Origin of the sequence: Streptomyces sp. NPDC090025 (assembly GCF_044748125.1) — a bacterium.
Taxonomy (GTDB): Bacteria; Actinomycetota; Actinomycetes; order Streptomycetales; family Streptomycetaceae; genus Streptomyces.
Window position 1 is genome coordinate 446,119 of the sequence record NZ_JBIVFL010000004.1, and the last position, 6,116, is coordinate 452,234.

Here is a 6,116-nt window from a genome sequence, read left to right on the forward strand (position 1 = left end):
GGTGGCTGCGGGTCGTGGGCGACTGTACTGCGCCGTACGCCTGTTGTTCACGGCCGGTATCCCAGCTGGGGCACGCGCGCGCAGTTCCCGTTCATGTCGCCCTGCGCGACCCAGCCCGTCCCGTCCTGCCAACGGGCCACCGAGAGACAGGTGTTGCGGACCTCCGGCGGCCGCGCGAGCCGTTCGAAGCGGACCGGGAGCAGCAGCCCCCGGGCGGTGTACGGCTCCGCGCGGTTGACGTAGCTCTCGACGCAGGCCCGGGTCGGGCCACCGGGCTCGCCGAGGCAGGCCCGGGCCGCGTCGGTGAACCACATGGCGGCCGCCCAGCCCTCCAGTTGCCACTGGGTGAGCGGCCGGTCGCCCATCGCGGCCCGGAACTCGCGCACGGCGGGCGAGGAGACGTCGTCGTACGGGCGGGAGGAGCCGGTCACGTACAGGGCGCTCCGGCAGCCGGGCGAGGCCGCGTAGTCGCGGGGCACGGTGGAGGCCCAGTTCTGCACGTTGGTGACCTTGGCGGCGACCCGTACCCCGGACTCCTCCATCGCCGCGCAGAGCCGCGCGTTGCCGTGGGTGTCCAGGGCGTCGAGGACGATGTCGACGTGGCGGGCGCGCAGATCCGCGGCCACCGCGCGGAAGTTGGGCAGCGCGAAGTCGACCTGTTCGTCGACGACCGTGTACCCCTCGGCGCGCAGGCCCGCGGCGACCAGCCGGGCGTATCCGGCGGAGGCGGCCTGGTTGTAGGAGACGACGGCGGCGGTCCTGGCGCCGAGGTGGGTGCGGAACCAGCGGTAGACCTCGGTGCCGCCGTAGAGCGTGCCGTCCCAGCCGGGGGCGGCGCCGGTGCGCGGGGCGGAGCTGCCGTAGAGCGAGTAGAGGTGCGGATAGGTGTCGTAGGCCGGGGTCAGTGGCTGGCCGCCGATGTCGGGGACGCCGGCCCGGGAGACCCGGGGCGCGCCCGCGTAGTCGAAGGCGGTGGTGGCGACCAGGGCGAACACCTTCTCCTCGTCGACGAGCCGGTGCACGCAATCGTTGTTGCCGATGCCGCTGCCGCCGTCGTCGCAGGTCACCGCCTCGATCGTGCGGCCGTCGAGGCCGCCGCGGGCGTTCAGGGCGGCGAAGTAGGCGAGGGCGCCGTCCCGGGGTCCGGTGAAGGCGTCGCCGCCGACCGGGCTGGTGGCGCTGGTGATGATGCCGACCCGGAGCGGCCCACCGTCGGAGGGGTGAGTGGCGGTGGGCCGCGTCTCGAAGGCGCTCTCCGGGAGCCGGCTGCCGCAGCCCGCCACGAGGGCCGCGAGCAGTCCGGCGAGGAGCGCGGCGACGGCTCCGGTACGGCCTGCGGTTCTGCCTGCGGTACGGCGCGGGGCACGGCGGCCGGTACGGCGCGGGGCGCGGGGCGCGCGCTCAGCAGCCGGGGACGGTCGCACCGCTGACCTGGACGAGGCCGCACAGCGTCCGCACCGAGACCTTCCAGGTGCCGTCCTGGAGGACGGAGGTGCCCTTGGCACCGGGCAGGGCGGTGTTGCCCGCCACGAGCAGGTCGTAGCCGACGTTCGCGTCGGTCGGCGAGGTGAACTCGACCTCCTTGACCTCGACGGAGGTCCGGGCGGCGTTCTTGTCGCCCGCGAAGGCACCGAGGACGGGCGCCATCCGCTCGCCGTCCTCAAGGAGCTTCACCCGCTCGGCGGTCGGGGTCCTCGCGTCGAAGAACGCGGTGAAGTTCTTGGTGATCTCGGCCTTGGCGGCGGCCGGATCGACGGGCCCGCCGGTGGCCGCCGTCGCGGACCCTGACTCGGACCCGGTCACGGTCGCGGTCGCCGAACCGCCGCCGCTGCCGCCGCCACCGTCGTCCGAACAGCCCGCGAGGACCGGCGTGAGGGCCAGGACGGCCACGGCGCCGAGGACGGCCGCGCGTCGCTTGAGAACCATCGGGCTCACCACCGGACGTACCGGATGCGGGGCCGACGGACCGGACGGCCCGCCGCTTCGCTTCCAGGGTCGGACGATCTGCGGCATAGCGCAAGGAAAGGGATTAAAGAGAACATAAAGGGTGAGGGTGCGAGGACCACGAGGAGAGGAAGGCACTCATGCCGTCGGCCAGGTCGCTGCTGTGGGGCGGACTGGTCGCGGTCGCCGCCGGGGCGGTGCTGAGCGTGCTCGGCTGGTACGGGATCTCCGGCGAGCGCCAGGTGGCCCGCCAGCTGCCCTATCTGGCCTCGTGCACGGTGCCGGGGGCGGCGCTGATCGTGGCGGGCGCGGTGCTTGTGGCCGCGACGGCACCCCGGGGACGCCGGCCGCGCCCTCGTCCGCGCGCGCAACCGCCGGTGGCCACGCCCTGGACCCCCTCCTCGGACGGGCCGGTGCTGCGGGTGCCCGGCGGGACGCTCGCGCACCGGCCGGACTGCCCGCTGGTCGCGGGAAGCCCCGACGCGGTCCCGGCCGGGGACGGCGCCGACCCGTCGGCCCTGGCGCCGTGCCCGGTGTGCGAACCGTGGCCGGGCCGATGACCGGGGCCGTGCCGGGGGCCGCGTACGGGCTGACGCACCCACTCGCCCACGGTCTGACGTACGACCTCACGCTCGCCGGGCTGGCGATCGGCAGCGCGGCGGCGCTCACCGGCATCGGACTGATCGTCACCTACCGGGCCACCGGCGTGCTGAACCTGGCGCACGGCGCGGTGGCCATGGTCTGCGCCTATCTGTTCCGGCAGTTCGTGACCGGCTGGGGCTGGCCGCTGCCGGTCGGCGCGCTCGTCACCCTGCTGGTGTGCGCGCCGGGCCTCGGCCTGCTCCTGGACCGGGCGGTGTTCCGGCTGCTCGCCCGGGCGGGCGCGGGCCAGGCGCGGACGCTGGTGGCGGGCATCGGCGTGTTCGTGCTGCTCGTCGGCGCGGCGGTGGCGCTGTGGGGCGGCGGGGCCAAGGACGACGCCCCGGTGCTGCTCGGCGACGACCCGTGGGCGCAGCTCGCGGTGGTCGTCGCGCTGGGCTGCCTGGTGGCGGCGGTGACCCGGTGGACCCGGTTCGGGCGGTGGCTGCGGGCCGTGGTCGACAACCGCCCGCTGGCCGTCCTGTCCGGCATCCCGGCGGACCGGGTGGCGGCGGCGGGCTGGGCGTTCGGCTCGTTCACGGCGGGCCTGACCGGGGTGCTGCTGGCGCCGTACGTGCGGCTCGACCCGTACGGTCTGCCGCTCCTGGTCGTCGAGGTGCTCGCGGTCGCGGTGGTGGCCCGGCTGCGCAGCCTGCCGGTGGCGGTGGGCACGGCGCTGGTCCTCGGCGTCGCCCAGGCCCAGCTGACCCGGCTGCACCCGGAGGGCTGGGCGGGCGACCTGGTCCAGGCGGCCGGGGCGAACCTGTTCGTGCTCGCGCTCCTGGTGGCGGCGCTGGCGCGGCCAGGCGTCGGCGACACCGACGCGCTGCCCCCGCCGGTCGCCGCGCCCCGCACCCCGCCGGGCGTCTGGGCGGTCACCGGCGTGCTCCTGCTGCTGCCGCTCGGCCTGGCGGGCGGCGACCTGTCGACGGCCGTCCAGCTCCCGGCGTTCGCGGTGATCCTGCTCTCGCTGGTCCTGGTCGCTGGCCGGGGCGGCCGGATCGCGCTCGGCCAGGCGGCGTACGCGGGCCTCGGCGCGCTCCTCACCGGCCTGCTCGCGGGGGCGGGCGGGCTGCCGGAGCTGGTGGCGGTCGCCGTCGCCGTGCCGTGCGTGGCGGTGTTCGGGCTGCTCACCGGGTGGCCCGCGATCCGCCGCCGGGGCCTCGCGCTGGCCCTGGCGACGCTGGCGGTGGGGGTCGCGGTGAGCCGGTTCGTGTTCGCGCAGCCGTACGCCACGGCGGGCGTCGCCCTGGACCGCCCGGCGGGCTTCACCGGCGACCGCGCCTACTACGCCCTGGAACTCGCGGTCCTCGCCGGGGCGCTGCTCCTGGTCGCCGCCACCCGCCGGGGCCGCACCGGCCGCGCGCTGGCCGCGCTGCGGGACCACGAGCCGGGCGCGGAGGCGGCGGGCGTCCCGGGCACCCGTCTGAAGCTGCTCGCCTTCACGCTCGGCGCGGCGCTGGCCGCGCTGGGCGGCGCGCTGCTCGGCATGGGGGTGCGGGCCTTCGACCCGGAGGCGTTCGACCCGGTGCGCGGACTGCTGTGGTTCGCGGCGGTCGTGACGCTCGGCGCGGACACCCTGCTGACCCCCGTGGTGGCGGCGGCCCTCCTGACCCCGCTGGCCCCGACCCCCGAGGCGGCCCTCCCGCTGCTCCTGATCGGCCTCCTGGCCACCTTCACGGGCCGCGTCCCACCGCTCCTCCCCTGGTTGCTGGCCCGCCTCCCGGCGTCCGTGCGACCCGAGGACCCCGCGCGCCCACCCGCGCCCGTGGCGGCGAAAGGCCCCGCGCGCCCCGGTTTCCCCACGGGGCCCGCTGCCTCGGGCAGGGCGGACGGCAGAGCGGACGCCCGCACGGCCCGCCCCGGCTCGCCCACAGAGCCGCCCGCCGGGGGCGCCGCCCCCGCGCCCTCCACGGGAAGGCCCGCACGGGCGCTCCGGAGCCGCACGGGCGGTGCGGGTGGGGAGACCGGCCCGGCCGGAGGCCGGGCGCTCCCCCACCGGCCCGGGGCCGACGACGCACGCACCGCCCCCACGCAGCCCCCCGCAGCCGCACCGGCACCGGCACCGGCACCCGCTCACACCCTCGCCGCCCACCACCTCACCCTCACCTACCCCGGCAACCTCACCGCCCTCGACCACCTCACCCTCCACCTCGCCCCCGCCCACCTCACTGCCCTCACCGGCCCCAATGGCGCGGGCAAGACCTCCCTCTTCGACTGTCTCGCCGGGACGACCCGGCCCACCTCCGGCAGCGTCACCCTCGACGGCGTCGACATCACCCGGCTGCCCCCGCACGCCCGCGCCCGCCTCGGCATCGCCCGTACCTTCCAACAGCTCGCCGTGTTCCCGTCGCTCACGGTCGAGGAGAACGTCCAGGTGGACGGCAACGACCCGGCCGACGTCGAGCGCGCCCTGCGCCTCCTCGGCCTCGCGGGCCCGGTCCGCCGCCGCCCGGCCGCCGGGCTGCCCACCGGCGCCCTGCGCCGGGTCGAGCTCGCCCGGGCCCTCGCCGCCCGGCCGCACACCCTGCTGCTCGACGAGCCGTCGGCCGGTCTGGACGCCGCCGAGACCGCCGCGCTCGGCCGGGTGCTCACCGCGCTCGCCGCCGACGGCCTGACCGTGCTGCTCGTCGAGCACGACCCGGACCTGGTCGCCGCCCTGGTCGCGGGCGCCGCCGGGACCACGCACACCGTACGAGCGGGCCGGATCGTGTCATGAGCGCCCGAGGAGCCGAGTGATGAGCGTCGAGATCGCACTGTGCGCCGCCAGGGTCCGCCACGGCCCCCTGGAGGTCCTGCACGGCCTCGACCTGGCGCTGCCCGCCGCCACCGTGACCGTGCTCCTGGGCCGCAACGGTTCCGGCCGCAGCACCGCGCTGGGGGCGCTCGCCGGGACGGTGCCGCTGACCGCCGGGCGGGTGGTCTGGGGCGGCGCGGACGTGACCCGGGTGCCCGCCGACGTACGGGCGCGGCGCGGGCTCTGCCTCGTACCGGATCTGCGGGCGGTGTACCCGCGCCTCACGGTCGCCGAGCACCTGGCGCTCGCGGCGGAGGCCGCCGCCGCGCCGGGCGGCCGGGAGCGGGCGCTCGACGCGTTCCCTGAGCTGGGGCCGCTGCTCGGGCGGCCGGCGGGTGTGCTGTCCGGCGGGGAGCGGCGGATGCTCGCGCTGACCCGGGCGCTGCTCGCCCCGGCCCGGGTGGTGCTGGTCGACGAGCCGTCCCTCGGCCTCTCCCCGGCCGTCGCGGCCCGTACGTACGCCCTGCTCACCGCCCTCGCCCGGCCCCCCGACGGCGATCCGTCCGGCGGCGCGGCCGTGGTCCTCGCCGAGCAGCGGGTGCCGCCAGGGCTGCCCCCGGGGGCGATCGGTTACGAGCTGAGCCGCGGCACACTCGTCTCGGCGCGCGAGCTGTGAGAACAGGTGAGAACAACCGGTGAGAGCTAGGCGGTGTCTTCAAATGATCACCGTTGATGGACCATGGTGTCGTGATACGTCGACATGAACTGACGGATGCTGAGTGGGACTTCGTCCGGC

The 6,116-nt window shown here is 76.9% G+C and carries 5 protein-coding genes; 3 read left to right on the forward strand and 2 right to left on the reverse strand.

Annotation, left to right across the window (positions count from 1 at the left end; all coding sequences use genetic code 11):
• Positions 1 to 47: 47 nt before the first annotated feature.
• Together ACIPXM_RS14580 and ACIPXM_RS14585 are read right to left on the reverse strand one after the other, a co-directional pair.
• On the reverse strand, positions 48 to 1,298 hold the full coding sequence (locus ACIPXM_RS14580; protein ID WP_401655227.1) for an ABC transporter substrate-binding protein: 1,251 nt from the start codon (positions 1,296 to 1,298) through the stop codon (positions 48 to 50).
• A gap of 103 nt (positions 1,299 to 1,401) precedes the next feature.
• Entirely contained in the window at positions 1,402 to 1,926 is a 525-nt protein-coding gene (locus ACIPXM_RS14585) for a hypothetical protein (protein ID WP_401655198.1), read from the reverse strand.
• 158 nt (positions 1,927 to 2,084) lie between these two features.
• Between ACIPXM_RS14585 and ACIPXM_RS14590 the strand changes: the two genes are divergently transcribed.
• Genes ACIPXM_RS14590 through ACIPXM_RS14600 form a run of 3 tightly spaced genes read left to right on the forward strand, consistent with a single transcriptional unit; the run spans position 2,085 to position 5,996 of the window.
• The gene (locus tag ACIPXM_RS14590; RefSeq protein ID WP_401655199.1) at positions 2,085 to 2,504 is read left to right on the forward strand and encodes a hypothetical protein; all 420 of its coding nucleotides are present in this window, start codon (positions 2,085 to 2,087) and stop codon (positions 2,502 to 2,504) included.
• Positions 2,501 to 5,302 carry an ATP-binding cassette domain-containing protein gene (locus ACIPXM_RS14595; protein ID WP_401655228.1) on the forward strand — a complete coding sequence of 934 codons (2,802 nt, stop codon included), beginning with the start codon at positions 2,501 to 2,503 and terminating at the stop codon, positions 5,300 to 5,302. Before ACIPXM_RS14590 ends, ACIPXM_RS14595 begins: the two co-directional genes overlap by 4 nt.
• A gap of 19 nt (positions 5,303 to 5,321) precedes the next feature.
• Positions 5,322 to 5,996, forward strand: coding sequence for an ATP-binding cassette domain-containing protein (locus ACIPXM_RS14600; RefSeq protein WP_401655200.1), 675 nt, complete (start codon positions 5,322 to 5,324; stop codon positions 5,994 to 5,996).
• The last annotated feature ends 120 nt before the right edge of the window (positions 5,997 to 6,116 follow it).